This is a genomic window from Psychrobacter sp. JCM 18901 (genome assembly GCF_000586435.1).
Lineage (GTDB): Bacteria > Pseudomonadota > Gammaproteobacteria > Pseudomonadales > Moraxellaceae > Psychrobacter.
The window spans coordinates 20,544-45,043 of sequence record NZ_BAWH01000016.1 but is presented as its reverse complement, the minus strand read 5'-3'; the positions used below and the strand labels follow the sequence as shown (position 1 = coordinate 45,043).

Below are 24,500 nucleotides of genomic sequence, written 5' to 3'. Positions count from 1 at the left end.
AAATTATGGCGCACAAAAAGAAGAACGTCCGCAAAAAACTTTGCCCTGTCTGCGAGCGCGAGTTTAGTTGGACTAAAAAGCTGGATAAAAACTGGGAGAGCATGGTCTATTGCTCCGACCAATGCCGACGGGTAAAAAAATATGAAGGGTTAGATCATCAAAAAGAAGATAAATAGACAGTAAACATTAACCATAGATATTAGATATACGGCAGAAGGGAGCAAATAATGGCACATAAAAAAGTAAACTTACCGCAAAAAACCTGCCCCGTCTGCCAGCGTCCATTTACGTGGCGTAAAAAGTGGGAGAAGGACTGGGAGCAGGTGATTTACTGTTCTGAGCGGTGTCGGCGGGGTAAAAAGCATGGTTGACTTGAAATTCTAATTGCATGATTTAGCTACAAACTATGATTTGTATAAGGTGTGCAGCCTAAAAAGATTTGCTTACTAAACTAAAAAAAATAGCCATTGTAATCTACTTGCATAAGCCATGTACCTACTGTAGTTTTGGCTAAATTACATATTTGATACAATGGTAACAGGCTATTCAAATGTTAAAGTCCTAGCATGGATTTTTTTGAAATGAGGGACGTGGTTTAGAGTTCAAATATTGACGCAAGTTGAATATTTTCAGTTAGTTAAGTAGAGGAGTGACTTGAGTTTATTTATATTAATCTTATATATACATATCCTAATTCTGATAGAATAGCTTGGGTACTCAAGTTATAAGCGAAGAAATTCATTAAACAGGAAGTTTCTTGAGTAACTTTATCTTAGTATATATCAAACTTACACCCTACTAGCAATGCGGCTAGAGAGTTTATATTTAGATGGAAAAATCTATGAGTTTTAAGGATCTTAATCTAAGATTGTCTGATTTAGACAGTTGTATGGATGAATATTGTGAAGAGCAAAATATAAAATACAAATTAAAAAAACCAAACTAGCTCGAAAAAAAATTATGAGATTTTAAGACCAGGTCAAGAACCTGCTATGTTAACACTTCACCTTTCAAAAAAAGGTACAACTACACTGCAATACAATCAGGGGAAGAATCCTGAACTTAGCTTGCAAGTTGCCGAGCACATACGTAGAAAGCTTTGTGATTTAGAAATATCAATTCTAAATATGAGTATAGCAGGTATTGATGAAACCCTAATTGAATTTATGAAAGAACGAATAGAAGAAGTTAGAGAGTCAAATAATATAACTATTGAAGAAAAAAAATATAAATGGTGGCATTCAGTTAGTATTGGAATCACAGGTTTATAAAGATAAATTAACGATTTCTTATTATAATAATACTAAAAAACTACAAATTCAGGGAAGACCTTTATCTTGTTACAAGGAAGTTGCCTATGCATTGACTTTACAGCTTGACCTAGAAACTCTGAGTAAAGTACTTTACAAAAAAGATGAAGCTGACTGTAACATTATTAGACCTGAAATGGCGGTGGAATTAGTCAAAAGTCGCTTGCCTAATGCGTATGATAAATTACCAAAACTTATTCAAAACTTATTGGTATCTAGTAACTGTATTAGATCTGCTTCTCCAGATTTAACTGAATACTCATTATTGACCTATGCTGAATTAAGGTCTTTGGAAGGTGTAATTAAAACACATCTTTCGGAAAACGGAATCGTGCAACAGCCTAGACATTTAGGTGAAGTATTTGAGTTAAATAAGGGAAAAAAAGGCAATTGGACTGAGTGAAAATTACAAGAGCTTACATTCAGGTGAGAAGTTGAATGAGGTGCTCAATGCTTACTCTTACTATTACAAAAGAAGACATTCACTTTTCCATATTGAGCAGTTTGCAGATTCAACATTAACTGTATCTACACTTGAAGGAGCAATAAATATTTGCAATAAAGTCTATGAGCTTATTGAGGATATTTATAGTTAAAATATGTTTAAATTAGCGTTTTACAGAACAAGAGAAAATAACGACATAGTCATCTGTTCAGGAGACGACTATGTTAATCTTTTTTCATTATTGAATAATATTAAAGCAGAATGGGATTCTATATCTAGAGGCGTTCCCAAGAGATTTCTTTTCGACTTATTTTTGACTAATGGTGACGATTCAAATCGTTTTGCATACTTGGACTATGATGGTCAAAAGTTTATTCATAATAGTTACAGAGTTGTTAACCCTGAAGAACTAGACTCCGAATTATTAGAAATGCAAAATAATAAATATGTTGATTATATTTAAAGATTGGATTTCACAAAAAGACTATTTTAAATTCACAGTCTTTTTTTTGCTAAATAACTATAGTATGGATCCTGCCAATTAGTGGAATTAACTGAATTAAACGATTCCAAAAGCTATTTTATAATTTTGGCTCTAACTATGTCTTAACTACTTTTATATCCCAATTTTTATACTCAATATAACCTTCTAGTTAAACTCAACTATTTTACCAACACTAAAATATCTACCATTAAGCTTTAAGTGATAAATTTAACGCTTACTTCGCATCTCTCTTAGCAAAAATATTCGCAACCAACGCACCACTAAAGTTATGCCACACACTAAATATCGCACTCGGTAAGGCAGCGACAGGGTTAAAATAAGTCGCGGCAAGGGCAGCGCCTAGACCAGAGTTTTGCATACCCACTTCTATCATAATCGCGCGACGTTGTTTCTCCGTAAAGCCAGACAGGCGAGCGATTACATATCCCAAGGTATAACCCGTCATATTGTGCAAGGCAACCACGATAAACACGATAGCACCGCTGTCTAAAATAGTCGCTTTAGACACTGCGACCACTGCCGCGATGATAATTGAGATACCCAATACCGATATCATCGGCAATACCTCAGTGACGAACTCTATCTTTTTACCCAGAAACTTATGAAAGATAACACCGAGTAATATCGGTAGGATGACGATTTTCGTAATGGTTATCATCATACTGGCTAGGTCGATATCGATCAGCTGACCGGCAAAAATGTTTAATAGAATCGGGGTCAAAAAAGGCGCAAGCAGGGTAGAGATAGAGGTAATCGCCACACTCAATGCCACATCACCTTTTGCCAAAAATGTAATCACGTTACTAGACGTACCGCCAGGACAGCAACCAACCAAGATAACACCGACTGCTATTAAAGGATCGAGGTTGAAAATGACCGTTAATAGGTAAGCGATCAAAGGCATGAGCGTGAACTGTGCTAATAGCCCTACCAGTACAGGCTTTGGTCGTTTGACAATTTCTAGGAAATCTTCCGTTTTGAGTGTCATGCCCATCCCAAACATAATGATGCCAAGTATGGGAACGATTAAAAAAGCCAACGAGGCAAAAAATTCAGGAAAAATAAATCCCAAAACAGCACTGACCAATGCCCAAATTGCAAAAGTTTTGCCAATCCAACTAGAAAGTAATGCAATCTGATTCATAGCCTGTCTCAAAATAATAAAGTAGACAATAATCTAGCATGGTTCTTGTCAGTAAATGATAAAAGTATTTTGCTATGAACGTAGCGATAAGTTTGCTGATAACAAATAAAGGATGCGCCATAAAAAAATGGCTTACCCATATTAAATAAGTAAGCCAAAAAAATAACTATCAGGTTCTATAACTTTACTAGCCAATCGACTATAAATTTGGATTTAACCACTTCTCAGCTGTTTTCATATCCCAGCCTTTACGCTCAGCATAACTCTCTAACTGATCACGACTGATTTTTCCGACGTTGAAGTATTCACTGTAGGATGCGAGTAATAGAATCCGCTGACCGATGACGCAGGCCACATCGCATAGCTTTCGGTTAGCGTTGTACCAATTGCATCTACCGTACCGAGCCAGTCAAACAATTTACCTTTTTCCGTATGCTCAGGGCAAGCAGGGTAGCCAGGTGCAGGGCGGATACCGACGTATTTTTCTTTAATCATCTCATCATTGGTAAGTGATTCGGTTGGTTGGTAGCCCCAGTACTCTTTACGTATTAGCTCATGTAAATGTTCGGCAAATGCTTCAGCTAAGCGGTCAGACAGCGCCTGTACCATAATGGCATTATAGTCATCGCCTGCTGCTTTGTATTGCTCAGCCAGTGCTTCTGTACCGACGATAGAAACAGTAAAGCCGCCCAAGTGATCAGTGTGGGTGTCTGATGGTGAGATAAAGTCTGCCAAGCTAAAGTTAGGCTTGCCGCTTGCCTTGTCGCTTTGCTGACGTAAGTGCTCAACTGGTAGGTCGGTTTACCACCATTTTGTGGGTCATTGTCATATACAGTGACGGTATCTGCGCCAGTACGGCGCGCTGGCATCAGTTTAAACACACCTTTCGCTACGATTGATTTTTCATCAATCATCTTTTGTAGTAGCTCTTCTGCATTTTCAAACAAATCGCGAGCCGCTTCACCAACCACATCATCTTGCAATATTTTCGGGTATTTACCGGTCAGACCCCAAGAGATGAAGAATGGTGTCCAGTCAATATAAGGCAGCAGATTCGCGATTGGATAGTCATCCAATATCACTTGTCCTAGTTTATTTGGCACTGGTGGCACATAGGTTTCCCAATCATACTGAAAGCCAATCTTGACTGATTCGGCATAGGTGACTTTGGCAGCTTTTGGTTGACGCTTAGCCAGACGCTCACGCACTTTGACATACTCTTCGCGTGTCTCATCGATGAGCGCTTGACGGTGTTCTTTTGATAGTAATTTGGTCACCACACCGACTGAGCGCGAAGCATCCGATACATAGATGACGCCATCGTTTTGATATTGCGGCTCGACCTTGACGGCAGTATGCGCTTTCGACGTCGTTGCACCGCCGATCATCAATGGTAGTGTCATGCCGCGCTCTTGCATTTGCTTGGCGACATAGACCATCTCATCGAGACTTGGGGTAATCAGACCAGACAGACCGATGATATCAACTTTTTCTGCGATGGCAGTATCGAGGATTTTTTTCACATGGCACCATGACGCCCAAATCGACGATATCATAGCCGTTACAGCCAAGCACCACACCGACGATGTTTTTGCCGATATCATGCACGTCGCCTTTGACGGTTGCCATTAGGATTTTACCTTTGACTTCGCCTTCGACTTTTTCCGCTTCGATATATGGGTTTAGCCACGCAACAGACTGCTTCATCACGCGGGCAGATTTTACGACTTGCGGTAGGAACATTTTACCAGCACCGAATAGGTCACCGACGATATTCATACCGTCCATGAGCGGCCCTTCGATGACTTCTAGCGGTTTAGGGTACTTCTCCCATGCTTCTTTGGTATCCGCTTCGATAAAGGTCGTCACGCCCTTGACCAGTGCGTGGGCGATACGTTCTTCTACCGTGCCTTCGCGCCAGCTCATATCGACGGTACTGTCTTTTTTCTTACCGCCATCTTGGTAGTTTTCAGCGACCGTCATTAGACGTTCAGTCGCATCTTGACCAGTTTCACCTTGATTGCGATTGAGCATGACGTCTTCGATAGCGTCACGGGCTTCCTTTGGAATATCATCGTACAGCTCAAGCATGGCTGGGTTGACGATACCCATGGTCAGGCCGTTTTTGATCGCGTGGTATAAGAATACGGAGTTGATCGCTTCACGGATTGGGTTACCACGGAAACTAAACGATACGTTGGATACGCCACCCGAGACCATGGCATTTGGCAGGTTTTCCGTAATCCAGCGTGTGGCATTTATAAAGTCAGCACCGTAGTTATTATGTTCGGTGATACCCGTGGCAACGGCAAAGATATTTGGGTCAAAGATAATGTCCTCGCTAGGGAAGCCCACTTCGTTGACCAGCACATCATAGCTACGCTTTGATATCTCAATTTTGCGCTCGTAAGTATCAGCTTGTCCATCTTCATCGAATGCCATAACGATAATCGCGGCACCATAACGCATGCATAATTTGGCACGTTCAACGAACTCAGCATGACCTTCTTTTAATGAGATAGAGTTGACGACAGATTTACCCTGTGTACGTTTAAGGCCTTCTTCGATAATGTCCCATTTAGACGAGTCAATCATCAGTGGCACACGGCTGATATCTGGTTCGCCTGAGACCAAGTTGACGAAATGAATCATCGCTTGCTTGGAGTCGAGCATGCCTTCGTCCATATTGATATCGACGATTTGCGCGCCGCCTTCGACCTGATCGCGAGCGACATCGAGTGCTTCGGTATAGGCTTCTGTTTTGATCAAACGTAGGAATTTTTTTGGAGCCTGTGACATTGGTACGCTCACCAACATTGACAAACAAGCTATCAGAGTTGATGGTAAATGGCTCTAGACCTGATAGTCGGCAGGCAGGCGCTATCTCAGGAATGACACGCGGTGGATAGTTTGCCACGACTTTAGCGATTTGACGGATATGCTCAGGTGTCGTACCACAGCAGCCGCCGACGATGTTTAAAATACCAGCTTTGGCAAAACCTTCGAGCAGAGCAGCCGTTTCTTCAGCGGTTTCGTCATACTCACCAAACTCATTGGGCAGACCAGCGTTTGGATGCGCAGAGACAAAGGTATCAGCGATGTTTGACAATGTCTGAATATGGGGACGTAGCGCATCAGCACCTAGCGCACAGTTAAAGCCAACAGATAGAGGCTTGGCATGGCGGATAGAGTTATAAAACGCTTCAGCCGTTTGACCTGATAGCGTGCGACCTGACGCGTCGGTAATCGTACCTGAAATCATGATTGGCAACTCAAAGCCAATATCATCGAATACACCAGTGATTGCAAATATCGCCGCTTTGGCATTGAGCGTATCAAAGATCGTCTCAATCAAAATAATATCGACACCGCCTTCTATCAGGCACAAGGTCGCTTCACGGTAGTTTAGGACCAGCTCATCAAAGGTAATGTTACGAAAGGCAGGGTCATTGACATCAGGTGATATGGAGCACGTGCGTGAGGTCGGTCCCACAACACCAGCGACAAAGCGCGGTTTTTCAGGCGTCTTGGCGGTAAATTCATCAGCCGCCTCGCGCGCAATTTTGGCTGCTGTCTTATTCAGTTCAGGCACCAAGTACTGCATGTCGTAGTCAGCCATCGATAGACGCGTACCATTAAAGGTATTGGTCTCGATGATATCCGCACCAGCCAACAGATGATCGTGATGAATATCTTTAATCATGTGCGGCTGGGTCAGCACCAGCAAATCATTATTACCGCGCACATCTTGGTCGATATCGGCAAAACGCTCACCACGATAATCTGATTCTTCTAGTTTATAGGTCTGAATCTGCGTACCCATTGCCCCATCTAACATCAAAATGCGTGATGCCATCTGCTCAGTGATACGGGCGCGCGCGGTGAGCTGCTGCTCCTTATAAGGAAAGACAGCAGGTGGCGTCAAGATAAAGTCATCAGCAGATGATGCGTCAGAAGTAGTATCAGAGTGAGAAGAGGTCGGTGAGGTCATCGTTTGAGTCATAGGTGCGCTGCTTATATCATCAATATTGTAAAAGGAAGGAATAACAAACCAATAGAGTACAAAGTCTTATAAAGGAAATCGTCAAATTTGAATTATTCTAGCATGAAAAATATAGCACTTATGGATACTGCCCATTCTACTTTTACCATAGACAAGCAGATACCTATTCACTGAGCTGCTGAGCATAGCGTTAGATTGTATTTCATAAAGAATATGTGCACAAATGAATATCATTTCGCTAAGGGGTTACATAAAGCTTTTCTTTTGCAAATGAAAGCCTACGGTAATGCTCAGAAGTCAGACAGAATTTACACCCGCACCACAAAAAATTGCGCAAAGGCAGGTTGATAAAGATTGCTTACATGTTAATTTAATTTCAGAAATACAAGGTCTTAGTAAGTCCTACTTATAAATATAGGCTCATTTATTAGCAATAACTGGTACTAAGAGTATCAGTGTTAGCAGTACATTATGGTGAGCAAATGGCATTAGCAGGCAGGATGATCTGTAAGACAGTAATACCATAGTTGAAACAATACCAACGTCGAAGAAATTCAAATCATTAAGGAAAATGTTATGAAACTTACTAAAATTGCCACCATTGGTACATTGGCTATCTCAATCGCAGGTCTAAGTGCTTGTAATAATATGATGCCAGCAAAGACGGGCGATATGAAAGCACCGATGCACAGTCAGAGTATGGCTAAGATGAATGTTGTACAAATTGCCCAAAGCAATCCTGATTTTTCAGTATTGGTAGAAGCGGTACAAGCAGCAGGCCTAGTCGATATGTTGTCTGATCCTAATGCTCACTATACGGTATTTGCACCGACCAACGCCGCCTTTATGCAAGCATTGCAAGAAACAGGTATGACCAAAGCACAGTTATTTGCCAATAAGCCATTATTGACCAAAGTATTGGGTTATCACGTAATCGCGGGTGATATGGCGATGTATGCCAAAGATGTGAAGCCTGGCCACGTAATGACCGCTAGCAAAGACACGCTAATGGTGACCAAAGAAGGCAAACTAATGGATGAGAATGGTCGCACGACGAATATTGTGAAGACCGATATCGCTGCCAACAATGGTGTCGTCCATGTAATCGATAGAGTATTGTTGCCTAAATAAGTATTAACTGAGGCATACCAACTGTATTTATTATAAGACTAAGCAGCCATTGTTTATGATGATTTCATTATCAGACAATGGCTGTTTTAGACTTTAGAGCTTTATCTGTATAAGTTTCTATTTAGGTTTAAATTTTAAAACAGACATCTAAAAGTAGTCAATCAACGGCATTCTATCTCAAACGTCGCAATAACTGATATACAAGCAAACAATGCTATATACGTGATTGATACAGTGTTGCTACCTAAGTAAATACCATTTAAAAATTAAACAGTTAGACTGAGAACTATCAATATAACGGACTAAATAGTATGACTAAGTAATTGATACATTTATCAATCATTGGTCATCATTATATTTATCGAAAGTTATTAATTTAAATAAATCCCTTAATCAATTATTTATCCAAAAAGGAATTACCTATGTTAAAGAAGAACTTGTTATCTATCGCAGTTGTAACCGCAGCCATGTCACTAGCAGCGTGTAACGATACAGAGACTGTTGCAGAGCCAACTGAACCAGAAGCGACTGAAGAAATGGCAGTTGAGCCAGTTGCTGAGACAGAAGCTGTTGAAGCTGAGCCAATGGCCGAAATGGACATAGAAGCGACTCAAACTATCGCTGAAATTGCAGCAGAGAACGAAAACCTAACTATCTTAACCGCTGCGCTACAGGCTGCTGGTCTTGATACTATGCTAATGGAAGAAACTAAGCATACTGTATTTGCCCCAACTGATGATGCGTTTGCGCCAGTACTAGAAAAACTAGGCGTGACTAAAGAAGAGTTGTTGGCCAATACAGATTTGCTAAAAACGGTTCTTCCTTACCATGTACTAGCAATGGAAGTTAAAGCAGCTGATATCCCATACGGTACTGAGATCGAAACAGCGAATGGCAAAACCATTACTATCAGTGAAGATAATGTGATTACTGATGCTACTGGTAATACAGCGAATATCACTGGTACAGATATTATGGCAACCAATGGTGTGGTTCACACTATCGATGCAGTATTAATGCCTGAATAAGCTGTCTATTGACGCGTAGATTCGTAATCTACAAGTTATTTAAAGAAAGCCTAGCCATCGTGCTAGGTTTTTTTATGTCTATGAATTAAAAATAGGGGAACTGTGGTTTACCTATACTGGTACGACGACTTAATTAATATAAAGTAGTTTAATGCTAAAGCGAGCTCTATAAAGAAGACAGGCAAAATACAAAATAACAGTCAGATGTTATTTCGAATACAGATTAATTTTGAGAATAAAAGGGCAGTTTTAAGGTGTTAAATCAGTTCTTATGAACGTGGGCTTCGATGTTTTCCAGTAAGCTATTCTGTAGCGTTTTAGAAAAATATTCAAACAAAAAAGCCCGAGAACATGGTCTCGGGCTTTTTTTTATTCAATAAGATTAAATAGCAATCCTATTAAATCAACTTACACTTTATCTTTACGTAATGGGTCAGCGTTCATGCTTTTTTTGCTGTGCTAGATGACGCTCTTCCCAATACGGTGCGTTTTTGATACCAAATTTAGCAGGATCAAAACTATAGCGAGTTACGCCAGCTTTACACTGAGCTTCATAGTCTTTAAGCATAGTAAGTGTTGGACGAGCCACGATGAAGATGACAAGAATACCAACAATGTTAAGCCAAGCCATAAGACCAACACCGATATCACCAATTGCCCAGATATAACCAGCTGAGTTTAGACCACCATAAGCAACCATCGCCATGATAAGCACTTTCACTAGGAATAAACCAGTTCTGTTCGCACTACGACCGAGGAAGCGTGTTAAGTAAGCCACGTTTACTTCAGCGATGTAGTAGTAAGCCAGAATTGTTGTAAAGGCAAAGAAGAATACAGCGATTGCGATAAAGGCATTACCAAACGTACCGTATACAGATTCCATTGCCATTTGCGTGAACGCAGGAGCATTGATTTCAGTAGTAGCAGCAACGTTCTGTACGATGAACTGACCATCTGGTAGCGTACCTTGAATGTTGTACATACCAGTAGACAAGATCATGAATGCAGTAGCAGAACATACTAGTAGTGTATCAACATATACTGAGAATGCCTGAACGAGACCCTGCTGTGATGGATGCTCAACTTCAGCAGCAGCAGCAGCGTGAGGACCTGTACCCTGACCAGCTTCGTTAGAGTAGATACCACGTTTCACACCCCAACCGATCGCAGCACCAAAACCTGCTTGGGCAGTGAATGCATCACCAACGATCATACCAAACACATCTGGAATCAAGCTGAAGTTGCTGAACATGATGATTAGCGCTAGAGCAATATAACCTAATGCCATGAAAGGTACTGCAAACTCAGTAAAGGTTGCAATACGCTTAATACCACCAAAGATGATGATACCTAGCACCACTAAGATGATAGCCAAGCCGACCAAACGCATAGAGCCAACTTCTAGGCCTGCAACGTTCATGATCGTACCTTCGCCCATTACCTGTGCAAATGCACTGATAACACCGTTCGCCTGTACACCAGGTAAGAACATACCACATGATAAAATAGAAGCGATTGCGAAAAGGATACCGTACCACTTTTGACCAAGGGCACGTTCAAAGTAATAAGCTGGGCCACCGCGATATTCGCCAGTTACCACATCTTTTTCTTTGTAAATCTGAGCAAGAGTAGATTCGACATAGGCTGTAGATGCGCCTAGAAAGGCTACGATCCACATCCAGAAAACAGCACCTGGGCCACCGAAGCCGATAGCAGCAGCTACCCCAGCGATGTTACCCATACCCACACGACCAGCGAGTGAGACGGCAAGTGCCTGAAATGATGAGATACCTTGTGCACTAGATTTACCAGTGAATAGGAGTTTGATCATCTCACCGAATAGACGTACTTGTACAAAGCGCGTCATAATGGAATAGAACAGACCGGCACCCAAGCAGAGATAAATCAGCGCTGGGCTCCAGATAATTCCATTTACTAAGTTAACTAAACCTTCCATATTTATGTTCCTAGTACTGTCTCAAGGTGGCACTGTTTGCTAGGAGTAAACTAACTGGTTAACTTACTTATTTAAGTTAAGCAGTTAAAGTCTCTGCATCGACTTATTTGTTGTCTAAGTCTCATGTGCTTGGCCACCAAGAATGGACTGTAGTTGTCTGTATTTACCCGCGTATCTCTCAGTAATACGGACTATTTGCATAGCGCTTATCACTGACAATATAAATATCAGCTGCGTTTACTATTATTCTACAACCTCAACTACTGCGGTCTTCTATCATCATGTTATACATCAGATGAGTCATAAGTTGACCGGCGGATAAAACAGGCGGTTATATAATTAAATATCCATCACCATGATGGCATTCAACTTACTATGAGCTGTCTTGAATAAATACATGACTGGTATGGCGAATTAACAGTATTAAGCGATAATTTGACAGTTAATTGATGTTTTTATTAAGAAATTAACAACTCGCTAATACTAATCAAACTATAAGTCCACTACCAAATGTATTCAAACCGTACGGCTACGTAACTGCAATTTGCCATATTTTTGTACTAATTACTAGAAATTTCTTTATAGACGGTAGATATATTCGTATTTTATGTCGTAGATACATTAGCAAGATTTGCATAATATATAAATAATTGTTTGTACTTTCATAACATTTAGTCTGATTACGCCAGACTGCTAGATTTTTGCTCTATATCTATCATGATAAAAACGCGTTATCGTTGACGCTATGCGGTTGTGTTTTGGTAACGGTCAATTGTAAAAAGCCGTATATAACGCCATCATTAGGACAACTTATTTTGATATCATGCTGATAGAGTGATGCGCAGATATACAATATATAGAGCGCATGACTGCCGTATGAATACTAAGAAACTTAAAAATATTAAAAACGTGGTACTGGATATTTGTTATTTATCATTATTAGGAGAATCAACAATGACGCGTAAATCTATTATGAAGCCGATGTTGCTAGCCGCTTTATTGACAACTTCTACGGTTGGTCTAAGTGGCTGTGGCTATAACAACTTGCAAGCACAAGATGAGCAGGTCACTGCTTCATGGTCAGAAGTGGTCAACCAGTATCAGCGCCGTTCTGATTTGGTGCCAAACTTAGTCAAAGTCGTACAGCAGTATGCCGAGCAAGAGCAAGAAGTCTTCACCCAAGTGGCAGAAGCTCGCTCACGTGCAGGCGGTATCACGGTGACGCCAGAAGTACTCAATGATCCAGAAGCGATGGAGCGTTATGCAGCAGCGCAAGAGCAGATGACAGGGGCATTGTCACGTTTGATGGCAGTATCTGAGCGTTATCCAGATCTAAAATCAGATGCACTGTTTCAGGACCTGCAAGCGCAGTTAGAAGGTACTGAAAACCGTATTGCTGTGGCTCGTAACCGCTATATCCAAGAAGTGCAGGGATACAACACAACGGTACGTCAGTTCCCAACCAACATCACTGCAAAAGTATTTGGTATGGACACTAAGCCCAACTTTAGTGTGGCTAATGAAGAGGCGATTTCAACCGCACCAAGTGTTGATTTTGGCGACTCTGCAGAAAAGTCAGCTGAATAAAATTTAGAATTAATGTGACGACAGAGCAGCATAGGCAGCTCTGTTTATTTAGCTAATGGTTCAATGATGATTAGTTAGAGTCTATCAATTGGTAAAGATGTTATCTGAGGTGGTATAGATTAGATGAATAATTCAAAAGCAATCTTATCAGCATTACTGTTTACGTTAGGTGTCGTCAGCGTGCCTGCATTGCACGCTGCACCCAATGATACAGCGGTGGCGACAGATAGCACCTCGAATCTGCAAAACCGTAGTGTCGAAGAGTTGGTGGCTGTTGCTAAAGCAGGCGAGTCTAACGAAGCAATCAATGATGCTGTATTAAATAATGATGCTATCAATGAAGCGGTGCTCGGCAACGACGCTATCAATCAAAACGCAGATAACCAAAGCACAGCAAATGATACAGCTAATGCTCAAGCAACCGCTCAGCCACCTGTACGCTCCAGTGCCGAGGGTGTTGACGCTGATAAGTTGATACTCAATGAACCAGTCGTTGATCAAGCCAATATTTTAAATCCTCAAGAGAAGCTACGTCTAGAGGCGCAGCTTCGAAGTATTTATCAGCAGGGATTAGCACAAGCAGCGGTGGTTATCGTACCAACTACCAATGGCGTACCAATATTTGATTATGCCTTGCAAGTTGCTGAGAAGTGGGAATTGGGTGATGAAGCTATCGATGACGGTCTGCTAATTGTGGTCGCTGTCAATGACCGTGATATGTATATCCTAACGGGTTACGGGCTAGAAGGGGTGTTGCCAGATGCTGCGCTCAACCGTGTCATTCGCGAAGATATCACGCCGTTATTTAAGCAAAATAACTATGGTGCAGGGATAATCGCTGGCGTTGAAGCGCTTAAAACACGATTGACTGCTGATCCTGAAGTCTTAGCCCGTGCTGATGCGCAAGCTGCAGAGCGCACTGCTCAGCAAAGCTCAGACGAGTTGCCGTCACCTATTTTCTTATTTATCATGGCGATGATTTTTGGTAGCTTTATTACGAATATATTGGGCCGAGTATTTGGTTCTATTATTACCGCTGGCGGGTTTTTTGCAGGTTCGATTGCCTTAGGTGGCGGCTTCTTCATGACGCTGATTATGGCAATCTTTATCTGGATGTTTTTGATCTCACGCGGCGGTGGCGGTGGAAAAGGCGGCGGCGGTAAAGGTGGGCGCAGAGGCGGCATGATTTTCTTACCCGGTATGGGCGGCGGTAGTGGAGGCGGCTTTGGCGGTGGTGGTTTCGGAGGAGGCGGCTTTGGCGGTGGCGGCGGTGGTTTCGGCGGCGGCGGTGCAGGTGCTCGTGGTAAGTATTCCACATACGCAAACAAAATAAACTCTACATAACCATCGAAAACGACGTACTTGAGGAAATAATATAATGGTAGAAGACAACGCTTCAAACCCCAGTTTTGCCCGCTGGTGGCGTCAAGTTTTGTTCGTCCCTTTATTACATAGTAAGTGGCTAACAACAGAATCCAAGGCACGCCTAACAGATGCTGTGACACGAGCCGAGCGTGGACATCGTGGTGAGGTGTTCTTGATTGTAGAAAACCATCTGCCTATCCAAGAGGCCTATCGCATGAACTGCCGTGAGCGTGCGATTGATTTGTTTAGCGAATATCGCGTCTGGGATACCGAAGAAAATACGGGCGTCTTGATCTATGTCAATATATGCGAGCGCAAACTAGAGATTGTCGCAGACCGAGGTATCAGCGCTCACGTTAGTCCAACGGTATGGAATGCAATGTGTGAAAAGGCGGTATCTGGTATTGCTACCCAAAAGACAGAAGAGAGCTTGGCTGAACTGCTGGATGAAGTGGGGCAGGTACTACGTCAGTATTATCATTTAGAGCATGATCCAGAAGGCAATGAGCTGTCTGATACAGTCGTATTTTTAAAGTAATTTGCGCCTTATACGGTTGTACTAAGAAGGTTGCTTTTATAAGTAGCTTGTCTATACGGTCAAAGGGTTTTGTTTTAGGCTATATGCTTTTAGTGTTAAAATAACTCTTTTGGGACAGATAATGCCTTATATACAGTTTGATTATCCTACTGTGCAATATCTGCTAGGCTCGTCTCGATAACACCATCATTGGAATACTATGATTGAATTAATAAAGAAACTACCGAAAGCTGAACTTCATCTACATATTGAAGGTTCGCTAGAGCCTGAGCTGATGTTTAGACTGGCCAAAAAGAACAACGTAGAAATACCTTATAAAGATATCGAAAATGTACGCAGTGCTTATAACTTCACCAATCTACAGACCTTTTTAGATATTTACTATGCGGGTGCAAACGTCCTGCTTACAAAGGATGATTTCTATGATTTGACATGGGAATATATTCTTAGATGTGTTGAAGATAACGTCATCCACACAGAGATATTCTTTGATCCGCAGACGCATACCGAACGCGGTGTACCTTTTGAAGCGGTCATCACAGGTATCAAAGAAGCGCTTGCAGATGCCAAAGCAAAATACGGTATTACATCATGCATTATTATGTGTTTCTTGCGTCATTTATCGCAAGAAGAAGCGTTTGAGACATTAGAGCAAGCACTGGACTATAAAGATGACATTATCGGTGTTGGTCTTGATTCATCAGAATTAGGCAACCCACCATCGAAATTTAAAGAAGTCTTCCAAAAAGCCAAAGAAGAAGGCTTCAAGTTGGTCGCTCACGCAGGCGAAGAAGCAGACTTCTCGTACATCTACGAAGCATTAGACTTATTGAATATCAATAGAATCGATCATGGTGTGCAGTCTATAAAAAGCCCAGAGTTGATGCAAAGACTCAAAGATGAGCAAATGCCACTGACCGTTTGCCCGAACTCAAATATCGAGCTAAAAGTCTTTGAGACTTATAAAGAGCACAATATTAAAGAGCTTTTAGATTACGGTCTAAATATCAGCGTTAACTCGGATGATCCTGCGTATTTCAAAGGCTACGTGAATCAAAACTTTATCAATCTATATGAGAATTTACCGATTACGGAAGACGATGTTATTACATTAGTAAAGAACTCTTTTAAATCGGCATTTATTAGTGATGAGTTAAAAGAAGCTTACTTGGCGAGAGTTGATCTTGCATTGAAATAACTTTAACGAGTTTGTTGTTAGTAGCAAAGGCTTAACGGTTTATACAAATCGTTAAGCCTTTTTTTATTGTCTGTCATGCAGCAATGTTTATAAGTAGTAGCAATTATAAAGCCGTAATCTCTGCTATAAGCAGTGGCAAAACGATTCCTGCCTTTTCTGCTAGTGTGATATCGACGATAGTATTTGGTGTTGGGTCAGGGTTTATTTCAATAACTTGCGCGCCATTTTGTTTGGCTAATTGTGCCAATCCAGCTGCAGGATAAACCAAGCTTGAGGTACCGATACTGATAAACACTTCGCAATTAGCTGCAGCATCTTCGGCAGTCTGCCATGCCTGTACAGGTAGTGCTTCGCCAAACCAAACAATATCTGGTCTAATATAACCGTCGCAATGCGGACAGCTAAGCAGTGTTTCATCAAAACTCATAGTATCTTGATTATCGTATGACGCTCTCGATTGATCTTGATAAGGTATCTCACACTGACCACAGCGGTTACGCCACAGATGACCATGCAGGTGAGTCACCGCGCTACCAGCTTGCTCGTGCAAATCATCGACATTTTGGGTGATGAGTGTCAGCTGCTGATCGGAGGTTTGCGCATGATACTGCCATTGAGCCAACGCATGATGGGCTGGATTTGGCGCTTTGTCTGCGACCATTTGCCGACGCCATTGATACCATGACCACACCAGCTTTGGATCACGAGTAAACGCTTCAGGGGTGGCTAAGTCTTCGATACCGTAGTTCTCCCACAGCCCTGTTTGCTTATCCCGAAACGTTGGGATGCCGCTTTCTGCTGAAATACCAGCCCCAGTCAAAATGCAAATACGCAGTTTCGATGACAGCAGTTGTGCGGCAAGTTTTACTTCTGCTATTAACGCTGGTGATAATTCTGCTAACATGAGCCAACCCTTGCTAATAATGGATATTTTTACTTATGATAGACGGAATTTGGTGGCTTGTCATATTGTTCGCTGTCATCGCAGTTTTATGGTTTGTGGCAAAATCGCGCGGCGCAAAAGCAGGCGAAAAGCATAATGGCGCAAAATCAAAAAATGCAACACCGAATGATGCGCTGCAAAAAAACATCAGCGATATTAAAGCAGCATTTTGCTGATTATCGAGTCACGCGTAAGGCAAATCATTTGCTCGTTAGCAAACAAGATAAAAAAATTGCGATGATTACGATTGATAAAAAGATTGCTGAGGGTCAGCGCCGTTTGGGTGATGTGCCCGTGATCAATTATCACCGTATACCTAGCCGTGCTCAATTGACTGCCAATTTACAAGATGCAGAGTAATTTTGCTATATAGTCAATCCTCTATAAATTGGCTACGGTGTCAGTCTCGCTCAGTCTACTACTTGTAGTACTTTCACTCGGCTTCCTTGTATCCAAATTATACTGAATCGAGTATAGGTGAGAGCACTAGAAGTATACAAGCACAGAAAAACCGCAAACATTTTGATATGTAGGTTTGATTAGTATAGGTAGTTTAAGATAGTACTAAGGAAAGGTAGAGCGAGGTTGTAATTAGACTATAATCAGTTCAATATAATTTCGATACAAGGAAACTGAGCGCAAGTTATACATTAGTATGCTTAGCGAGGATGACGATGTAGCGGATTTATATAGACTTGACTATACCTGATGCTAGCGCATCCAAAGTACTACAAGAACAGCATGAAAAATTAGGCGATTATAGTTATTGTACTGAATGTGCTGAAAACTTAATGGAAGCTTCTGGCGGTCAAGGCAAAGTTATTATTTTTGGTTCAAAAGATGCAAAATGGGATGATGGTTATTCTTGGGGGCTTAATGAAACAAGTCCTAACTTAAATATACCTACTAAAACCACCAATAATGCTGAATATACGTATCATTCAGTTTATACAGACGGTAAGTATATATATGATCCTTTTGTATCTGATAAACCTATTCCACAAAGTGACTATACACAAATATTAAAGGATAAAAATCCTAACGGGGTATCATGGCGAATTAAAGTGAGACAGACTCACCTGATATCCCAGAGCTTAAGAAAGGAGGTTTTTAATGGAACAGGATGAAGATAGAAATATTGGTAATAGATTTAGATTTACTTTAATTCAATATGTAAGAACAGGTTGGTGGCGTATTAGTAATAAATATGGTGAAGACAACTATATTTTTTTGCTTAGTTTTCCACACTCATACAGATGATGGTGATAAAACAGAAGCACTTATTCGTCCATTACTTAACGATTTCTGGTTTTTTTGATCGTTTTGCCTCTAACCGCTTTTTACTTTGTTCAGAGTTATATCATCAACTGTCAATTATCGAGAAAAGAGATATACAGTATATTAATGAAAAATATCCCAATCTTGGTTATGAAACAGGTATCGAATTAAGAAAATTAATAAAAAGAATTGATAAAACAGAAGATAGATAAATAGCTGTCTTACTTGTGAGAATAAAAATTAAAAGATAAAGCAATGAAACGACTCAAATCAACGTTATTAACTGAACTAGATGGCAGATGGTATTACCAGCGTCAAACTTACACTGGGATTTTATTTTTTGATAAAGAAAATTACTTAATAGAAGCTTTCGAGGTTACAGATGGTGTAATAACTAAACCTTATACGCCTATTTGCCAATATAAGCCTATTTCATATCCACAAATAGATTGTAGTGATTTCTGGAATATAGATGAAGACGACTATGGTTGTGGGATGATTCCGCAACGTTACATGGGTGAACCATATCATGGTATATCTTATACTTTCTTAAATGGTATATGTAAAAGTGAATCATACACAGATGAGAAAGGACAAACTTTTAATTCAATATTATGGTATGAAAATAAAGAAGACCCTTATGAATTTGAATTAAATTATGCTAATTATGAGAGTGGGAGCTACGTATATACGGAGTGTTTTTCCTTAGAAGAAAGCATAGACTCTGGAAGCTTTTCTTATAGGAAGTATGACGAGATAGATAGTAATAAAAGACTGAAGCATATTTTCGTAAGTAATAACTTTAGATCGATAGAGTGACAGGGTTTGGTGCTGCTGGTAATGAAATTCAAGAAAAAGACTATCTTAAATGTCCTTTTTCTCTACCTAAATATTTTGAATTGCTAGAGAACTACAAGATATTGAAAATGAATAGCAATTGGTTCAGAATTTGGCTTAGCGATGATATTAATGAGTCATTAGTTAGAGAATGGATATTGAATGAATCTCTTGCTGAGACAGAGTCTATTTTGGTATTAGATATTGAACATCTTGATACCTTAATTTTTTTCAATGATAAAATTAACCTCCCATACTTGAAGAGATTAGAATTGAAAAATAGCCAGCTTGCTGGAAAAGATACTTTTGATCAAAAAGAAATGGATAAAGTTGACGCATTAAAAGCAACTCATCCACATTTTGAGGTAGTAACAAATTGATTTGCCTAATTCTAGATGTGTATTATCAAGAAACCGATGCTATTACAGCAACTGTTGCAGGTATCCGCTTCGAAGGCATTGAACAATCCCGTGTTCTAAGCGAGCATATTGTAGAAGTTAATGACGTTGCGCCTTATGAGCCAGGTCAGTTCTATAAACGAGAAATGCCTTGCTTACTGGCCTTGATCAACCAAATCAAAGAGTCTTTTGATGTCATTATCATAGACGGCTATGTATTTCTGGATAGTGTTGGCAAAGCAGGATTAGGCAAATATCTGTATGATAACCTAGCCAATAAAAAGCCAATCATCGGTATCGCTAAAAATCATTTCTATGACATTACAGAAGACTATGCCGTTTGGCGAGGGATAAGTAAGCGCCCTCTATATGTCACCAGTATTGGTATAAACATTACAATGGCGAAAGAGATGGTCAGTGAAATGGAAGGTGAACATCGAATACCTAAAATGGTCTCTGATGTAGATAAACTCGGGCGTCATTTAAAAATAAGCTAAAAAAAACGTCAGAAATAGAGCAAGATATAATTATTCAAGCCAACATACTATCTTGTTTTATCAGGCTGATTTATTCGAAGCTAATAGTACTAGTAACGACATTACTGCATAAGACGTAGTGGCACTATAAAATAGTGGTGCGCTCGGCGGGAATCGAACCCACGACCCTCGGCTTCGGAGACCGATACTCTATCCAACTGAGCTACGAGCGCATATGATAACGATATGTCTGACTGTCACGCTTAGATGCGCATGATAATTAGCATAAGGTGTCTAGAAATAAAGACCGCTTAGTCTAACAAATAAAAAGCATAAAGCCAATAAATGACAGTCGCGATTGAGGTTTTTTAAGAAAAAACAGTCAAGTCATTAAACAAGCATGGCAATTTACCTGCCTTTTCCCTTATAATGTTGGGGAGAATTCATATTTATAATCACCGATTGCAAGTGCGCTGGCACGCGGGATGGCTGTCTACTATTGAAGACTTAGAGGTCGTCAAAGGAGGACAGACGGAATGTCCGAGCCGTGCTAGTCCTTGTATACGTAATAAGAGAACGTGACGAATGAGAAAAGTAGTTATGTTATCGGCAGCTGCCATTCTAGGAATCGCTAGTATCGCGGTGAGCCAAGCTGAAGATGTTGTAGACACTCCTGTAACTGCGTCAGACGTAGCAGAAGGCCAAGAGGTCGTAGAAGCTGCTCCTGAAACGCTAGGTGACGATACCCAAGCTGCTGCAGATACGACAGATGGTGCTGCGCCTACTGACGAAGCCGCTCCAGCAGAAGGCGAAGAAACTGCCGCTGCAGCGCCTGCCGCTGATGAAGAGCCAATTCCACAAGATACGCCGCAAGTACAGAAGCTAATTGCTTTGTATCCTAATCTGATTGCGCGTATCCAGCCTGTTGCCAATATCTGTTTTGAAGATGGTGAAGCTTGTGATGTAACGGCACGCTCATCTGGCCCAGCTGCTGGCGACGGTCCTCGTGACGGTAAAGCGGTATATAATGCTGTATGTCATACTTGTCATACAGCAGGCCTGCTAGGCTCTCCTATCTTTGGTGATGCTGGCGCTTGGGGTCCACGTATTGCAAAAGGTAAAGATACGCTATATACCCATGCTATCAATGGTTTCAATGCGATGCCTGCAAAAGGTGGCGCGGATATTCCTGATGAAGAAGTTCAAAATGCCGTAGATTATATGGTCGCAGAAGCAAGCTAATCTTTGTTGATTACCTTCCAAGCTTTTACGATAGTTATCTATAAAGCGCCTATTTCAGTGATGAGATAGGCGCTTTTTCATGATGAGTATTATTAATATGGTACTTCGAATATAAGGCAGTTGAAATTCGTCATGAGTAGCCTCATTTTATGAGATTAGTTCGTTTATTACCGTACATTGTCACCTTTAGAGAGTAGAGTGTGTTGAACATTCTTATACGGCTTTTGCCTATATGATAATGATAGTCGAATGTTCAACACGGCCTATTATTCTAAAATCGCATTTTATATAAATTGATAACAAATAAAGAGGTCTTCATGTCTGATGCACCAGCACTCTCCATAAAAAACCTATCTAAAACCTACGACAATGGGTTTTCGGCATTAAAAGGGGTTGATTTAACGGTACCACAAGGTGGATTCTTTGCGTTACTTGGGCCAAACGGCGCAGGCAAATCTACCATGATTGGTATTATTAGCTCATTGTTTAAGCCAACCACAGGTAGCGTCCATATTTTCGGCACAGACCTATTAGAGAACCCTTCGATTGCTAAGCAATACCTTGGCGTTGTACCGCAAGAATTTAACTTTAATATGTTCGAAAAGGTCGAAGATATCCTGATTACGCAAGCGGGTTATTTTGGTATTCCGGCGAAAGAAGCCAAACCCCGCGCAAAAAGACTATTAACAGCGCTAGGATTATGGGATAAACGCGACAGTAAATCACGTGAGCTATCTGGTGGTATGAAACGCCGTTTGATGATTGCCCGTGCATTAATTCATAAGCCAAAGCTATTGATTCTGGATGAGCCAACGGCGGGTGTCGATATCGAGCTTCGCCGCTCTATGTGGGAATTCATGCAGCAGATTAATATCGAAGAAAACACCACTATTATTCTGACGACTCATTATCTCGAAGAGGCAGAGCAATTGTGTAAACGTATTGCGATCTTGGATCACGGCGAGATTCGAATCAATACGGAAATGAAAGAACTACTGGCGCAGTTGTCGGTAGAGACGTTTGTATTTGATTTAGATACGCCGCTCACTGAGCAGTTGGCTCTGACAGGAGTTACAGGAGTCTCGCAACCAGATGAGCAAACGCTAGAAGTTACCTTGACAGAAGGTGAGTCACTAAACGGTGTCTTTGATCAGTTGTCTGAGAAAGGTATCAGTGTGGCGAGTATGCGCAATAAAGCTAACCGACTAGAAGAGTTGTTTATGCGCTTGGTGGACAAAAATATTCAGAGTGCAGATAGCATGAAGGAGGCGGGATTATGAGTCAGGAACTAGTCGATCATAATAAAACAATGTCATTGAGTAAGAAGTGGATTGCGTTTCGTACTATTTGGTTCAAAGAAGTGCGCCGTATTTTACGTATCTGGCCGCAGACGTTACTACCGCCAGTTATCACGATGAGTTTGTATTTTGTCATCTTTGGTAAGATGATTGGTTCGCGTGTGGGTGAGATGGGCGGCGTGCCTTACATGCAGTTTATCGTGCCTGGTTTGATCATGATGTCGATCATTACCAACAGTTACTCTAACGTCGTCTCAAGCTTCTTTAGTGCCAAGTTCACGTCTAGTATCGAAGAGCTTTTGGTCTCGCCAGTATCCAAGCATGCTATTTTGATGGGTTATATCAGTGGTGGTATCTTCCGTGGACTGGCTATCGGTGTGATTGTCTCGATAGTGGCGCTTTTCTTTACCGATCTTGGTATCGAGCATTTATTTGTGACTGTATTTACGGTACTTGGCACGTCTATCTTGTTTTCGTTAGGCGGTTTTATCAATGCGGTATTTGCACGCTCGTTTGATGATATCTCTATTATCCCAAGCTTTGTACTGACGCCATTGACCTATCTTGGCGGTGTGTTTTATTCGATGGAGAATTTATCGCCATTTTGGCAAAATATCTCGCTACTGAACCCTATCGTCTATATGGTCAACTCATTCCGTTACGGTATTCTTGGCTACTCTGATGTCAATGTTTGGTATTCGATGGCGGCTATTTTTATGTTCTGTGCGATATTTTATACCATCGCTTATCGCTTGCTAAGTAACGGTTCACGTGTACGTTTGTAGTGTGTATTATTCGCTAAGCATACTATTATTTAGAGCAAATTTTAAACGGTTTAATATTAGGAAGACAGATGAGTATTCATGGTATCTTGGGTGAGCAAACCACAGACTATCCAACTGAGTATAGCCCAGAGACGCTATATCCGATTGCGCGCAGCATGGGACGTGATGCGATTGGTTGGCAAGACGACAAGTTAACCGTTGGTGTCGATTGGTGGCAGGCTTTTGAGATATCTTGGTTAAATCCGCAAGGTATCTCGCAAGTGGCTATCGCGCGCTTTAGTATTCCTGCTAGCTCACCGTTTATCGTAGAATCAAAATCGCTCAAGCTATATTTGAATAGTATTAACTTTACCGAGTTCGCCAGTTGGAACGACGTACAAGCGTTGATTGCAAAAGACTTGTCAGCTTGTTTACAAGCAGACGTACAGGTAGAATTATTTGGCTTGAATGATGATTTAAATGGTAACGAGACAGCGTTATTGATTGCTCAGCCTGAGGGTGTTTGTATTGACGAAGCATTAGCAGATAGCACGGATAAAATTGCTTTAACGGAACATCCTGATGCGTCGTTGCTGAGTGAAAACGAAGTAGAGGCTAGCGATGAAAGCGTGGCAAATGATGGTACGCAGCCGTATACCTTTTATTCCAATCTACTGCGTAGTAATTGCCCAGTGACTAATCAACCAGATTGGGGTACTTTGGCCGTATCGATTACAACTGATAAGCCTTTTGATAATGCAAATATGCTGCGCTATATACTGAGCTTCCGTCAGCACAATGGTTTTCATGAGCAGTGTGTTGAGCAGATATTTGCTGATTTGAGCCAGTATTATCAGCCAAGCGAGCTAATAGTACGGGCGTGGTATACGCGTCGCGGTGGTATCGATATCAATCCTTGCCGTGTCAGCGATATCAGTCTATTGCCTACGCCAAGCCGTTTAATCCGCCAGTAAGTTCTCGCTAAAAATACGATGTTCATAAAAATACAATGTTAAATAGTTTTTAAGCCCATAAAAAAGCGCCTATCTCATT

At 41.1% G+C, this 24,500-nt stretch carries 24 protein-coding genes, 1 tRNA gene and 2 pseudogenes; 22 read left to right on the top strand and 5 right to left on the bottom strand.

Features of this window, described 5'->3' with window-relative positions; all coding sequences use genetic code 11:
- Positions 1–5: 5 nt before the first annotated feature.
- The 5 genes and pseudogenes from TT11_RS11660 to TT11_RS17330 all read left to right on the top strand — a co-directional run bounded on the left by TT11_RS11660 (position 6) and on the right by TT11_RS17330 (position 2,218).
- Positions 6–176, top strand: coding sequence for a DUF2256 domain-containing protein (locus TT11_RS11660; RefSeq protein WP_010196547.1), 171 nt, complete (start codon positions 6–8; stop codon positions 174–176).
- A gap of 51 nt (positions 177–227) precedes the next feature.
- Positions 228–371 carry a DUF2256 domain-containing protein gene (locus TT11_RS11655; protein ID WP_261870561.1) on the top strand — a complete coding sequence of 48 codons (144 nt, stop codon included), beginning with the start codon at positions 228–230 and terminating at the stop codon, positions 369–371.
- Positions 372–950: 579 nt separating this feature from the next.
- Positions 951–1,271: pseudogene (locus TT11_RS11650) on the top strand (hypothetical protein); the annotation flags it as partial.
- The gene (locus TT11_RS11645; protein ID WP_261870560.1) at positions 1,252–1,713 is read left to right on the top strand and encodes a type II toxin-antitoxin system RnlA family toxin; all 462 of its coding nucleotides are present in this window, start codon (positions 1,252–1,254) and stop codon (positions 1,711–1,713) included. The pseudogene TT11_RS11650 and the gene TT11_RS11645, both read left to right, overlap by 20 nt.
- Positions 1,714–1,909: 196 nt before the next feature.
- Positions 1,910–2,218, top strand: coding sequence for a type II toxin-antitoxin system RnlB family antitoxin (locus TT11_RS17330; RefSeq protein WP_370587840.1), 309 nt, complete (start codon positions 1,910–1,912; stop codon positions 2,216–2,218).
- Between the two features lie 256 nt (positions 2,219–2,474).
- Here the strand turns inward: TT11_RS17330 and TT11_RS11640 are convergent, their stop codons facing one another.
- A complete protein-coding gene (locus TT11_RS11640; RefSeq protein ID WP_261870559.1) occupies positions 2,475–3,404 on the bottom strand; it encodes a bile acid:sodium symporter family protein in 930 nt (309 codons plus the stop codon).
- Between the two features lie 199 nt (positions 3,405–3,603).
- A pseudogene (metH, locus tag TT11_RS11635) lies at positions 3,604–7,260 on the bottom strand (methionine synthase).
- Positions 7,261–7,983: 723 nt separating this feature from the next.
- Between metH and TT11_RS11630 the strand changes: the two are divergent.
- Positions 7,984–8,538, top strand: a complete 555-nt coding sequence (locus TT11_RS11630; RefSeq protein WP_261870558.1) for a fasciclin domain-containing protein — start codon at positions 7,984–7,986, stop codon at positions 8,536–8,538.
- 422 nt (positions 8,539–8,960) lie between these two features.
- Positions 8,961–9,566, top strand: a complete 606-nt coding sequence (locus tag TT11_RS11625) for a fasciclin domain-containing protein (RefSeq protein ID WP_261870557.1) — start codon at positions 8,961–8,963, stop codon at positions 9,564–9,566.
- 433 nt (positions 9,567–9,999) lie between these two features.
- On the opposite strand, the gene TT11_RS11620 is transcribed toward TT11_RS11625, so the two are convergent.
- The gene (locus TT11_RS11620; protein WP_261870556.1) at positions 10,000–11,523 is read right to left on the bottom strand and encodes a sodium:alanine symporter family protein; all 1,524 of its coding nucleotides are present in this window, start codon (positions 11,521–11,523) and stop codon (positions 10,000–10,002) included.
- A gap of 954 nt (positions 11,524–12,477) precedes the next feature.
- On the opposite strand from TT11_RS11620, the gene TT11_RS11615 reads away from it, so the two are divergent.
- The 4 genes from TT11_RS11615 to TT11_RS11600 all read left to right on the top strand — a co-directional run bounded on the left by TT11_RS11615 (position 12,478) and on the right by TT11_RS11600 (position 16,211).
- Positions 12,478–13,110 carry a LemA family protein gene (locus tag TT11_RS11615; protein ID WP_101204949.1) on the top strand — a complete coding sequence of 211 codons (633 nt, stop codon included), beginning with the start codon at positions 12,478–12,480 and terminating at the stop codon, positions 13,108–13,110.
- Between the two features lie 123 nt (positions 13,111–13,233).
- Positions 13,234–14,454 (top strand): YgcG family protein, encoded by a 1,221-nt coding sequence (locus TT11_RS11610; RefSeq protein ID WP_261870555.1) that lies wholly within the window; start codon positions 13,234–13,236, stop codon positions 14,452–14,454.
- A 34-nt stretch (positions 14,455–14,488) separates the two neighbouring features.
- Entirely contained in the window at positions 14,489–15,013 is a 525-nt protein-coding gene (locus TT11_RS11605; RefSeq protein ID WP_102078696.1) for a TPM domain-containing protein, read from the top strand.
- Positions 15,014–15,212: 199 nt separating this feature from the next.
- A complete protein-coding gene (locus tag TT11_RS11600) occupies positions 15,213–16,211 on the top strand; it encodes an adenosine deaminase (protein ID WP_261870554.1) in 999 nt (332 codons plus the stop codon).
- Between the two features lie 103 nt (positions 16,212–16,314).
- Here the strand turns inward: TT11_RS11600 and TT11_RS11595 are convergent, their stop codons facing one another.
- Positions 16,315–17,115 (bottom strand): NAD-dependent deacylase, encoded by an 801-nt coding sequence (locus TT11_RS11595; protein WP_261870553.1) that lies wholly within the window; start codon positions 17,113–17,115, stop codon positions 16,315–16,317.
- A gap of 35 nt (positions 17,116–17,150) precedes the next feature.
- Between TT11_RS11595 and TT11_RS11590 the strand changes: the two genes are divergently transcribed.
- The 7 genes from TT11_RS11590 (at position 17,151) to TT11_RS11560 (ending at position 20,164) form a co-directional block, all read left to right on the top strand.
- A complete protein-coding gene (locus TT11_RS11590; RefSeq protein WP_261870552.1) occupies positions 17,151–17,330 on the top strand; it encodes a hypothetical protein in 180 nt (59 codons plus the stop codon).
- A gap of 28 nt (positions 17,331–17,358) precedes the next feature.
- Complete coding sequence (locus TT11_RS11585; RefSeq protein WP_261870551.1) at positions 17,359–17,514, top strand: hypothetical protein; 156 nt, start codon at positions 17,359–17,361, stop codon at positions 17,512–17,514.
- Positions 17,515–17,849: 335 nt separating this feature from the next.
- A complete protein-coding gene (locus TT11_RS11580) occupies positions 17,850–18,281 on the top strand; it encodes a hypothetical protein (RefSeq protein ID WP_261870550.1) in 432 nt (143 codons plus the stop codon).
- Complete coding sequence (locus TT11_RS11575) at positions 18,268–18,414, top strand: hypothetical protein (protein ID WP_261870549.1); 147 nt, start codon at positions 18,268–18,270, stop codon at positions 18,412–18,414. The genes TT11_RS11580 and TT11_RS11575 overlap by 14 nt, the downstream gene beginning before the upstream one ends.
- Positions 18,415–18,687: 273 nt before the next feature.
- Positions 18,688–19,251, top strand: coding sequence for a hypothetical protein (locus tag TT11_RS11570; RefSeq protein WP_261870548.1), 564 nt, complete (start codon positions 18,688–18,690; stop codon positions 19,249–19,251).
- A complete protein-coding gene (locus tag TT11_RS11565; RefSeq protein ID WP_261870547.1) occupies positions 19,248–19,649 on the top strand; it encodes a hypothetical protein in 402 nt (133 codons plus the stop codon). The genes TT11_RS11570 and TT11_RS11565 overlap by 4 nt, the downstream gene beginning before the upstream one ends.
- On the top strand, positions 19,646–20,164 hold the full coding sequence (locus TT11_RS11560) for an endonuclease V (protein WP_261870546.1): 519 nt from the start codon (positions 19,646–19,648) through the stop codon (positions 20,162–20,164). Before TT11_RS11565 ends, TT11_RS11560 begins: the two co-directional genes overlap by 4 nt.
- A 135-nt stretch (positions 20,165–20,299) precedes the next feature.
- Here the strand turns inward: TT11_RS11560 and TT11_RS11555 are convergent.
- A tRNA-Arg gene (locus tag TT11_RS11555) sits at positions 20,300–20,376 on the bottom strand.
- A 352-nt stretch (positions 20,377–20,728) separates the two neighbouring features.
- Between TT11_RS11555 and TT11_RS11550 the strand changes: the two genes are divergently transcribed.
- From TT11_RS11550 to queF, 4 genes are all read left to right on the top strand, one after another.
- Entirely contained in the window at positions 20,729–21,385 is a 657-nt protein-coding gene (locus TT11_RS11550) for a cytochrome c5 family protein (RefSeq protein ID WP_101204943.1), read from the top strand.
- 317 nt (positions 21,386–21,702) lie between these two features.
- On the top strand, positions 21,703–22,665 hold the full coding sequence (locus TT11_RS11545; protein ID WP_057758608.1) for an ABC transporter ATP-binding protein: 963 nt from the start codon (positions 21,703–21,705) through the stop codon (positions 22,663–22,665).
- A 29-nt stretch (positions 22,666–22,694) separates the two neighbouring features.
- Positions 22,695–23,468, top strand: a complete 774-nt coding sequence (locus TT11_RS11540) for an ABC transporter permease (RefSeq protein ID WP_261870602.1) — start codon at positions 22,695–22,697, stop codon at positions 23,466–23,468.
- 68 nt (positions 23,469–23,536) lie between these two features.
- Complete coding sequence (gene queF / locus TT11_RS11535) at positions 23,537–24,421, top strand: NADPH-dependent 7-cyano-7-deazaguanine reductase QueF (protein ID WP_261870545.1); 885 nt, start codon at positions 23,537–23,539, stop codon at positions 24,419–24,421.
- The last annotated feature ends 79 nt before the right edge of the window (positions 24,422–24,500 follow it).